The sequence below is a fragment of the Pseudarthrobacter sp. NamE5 genome (genome assembly GCF_005796225.1).
Lineage (GTDB): Bacteria > Actinomycetota > Actinomycetes > Actinomycetales > Micrococcaceae > Arthrobacter.
In genome coordinates this window covers 1-218 of sequence record NZ_VAHO01000065.1, presented here as the reverse complement: position 1 = coordinate 218, position 218 = coordinate 1, and the positions used below count along the sequence as shown (strand labels likewise).

The following is a 218-nucleotide window of genomic DNA, read 5'->3' as shown; positions in this document are numbered from 1 at the left end:
CCTCATCAGCCATGCTGCGGGCGAGCTCGCGCAGGGGCCCGGCATTATCCAGGATCTTCTGGATCTTTGCCGGGATCTTGTTCAGGTCCGCCAGGACATCCTTGATTTGGCCTGAGAAGATGTTTCCGCGCAGCTGCGCCAGGTACAGGCCCAACAGGTACGCGGCGGTGATCTGGGCCAGGAACGCCTTGGTGGAGGCCACCGCGATCTCCGGGCCC

The 218-nt window shown here is 63.8% G+C and carries 1 pseudogene; it reads right to left on the bottom strand.

Annotation, left to right across the window (positions count from 1 at the left end):
- Positions 1–218: pseudogene (locus tag FDW84_RS19095) on the bottom strand (glutamine--fructose-6-phosphate aminotransferase); the annotation flags it as partial.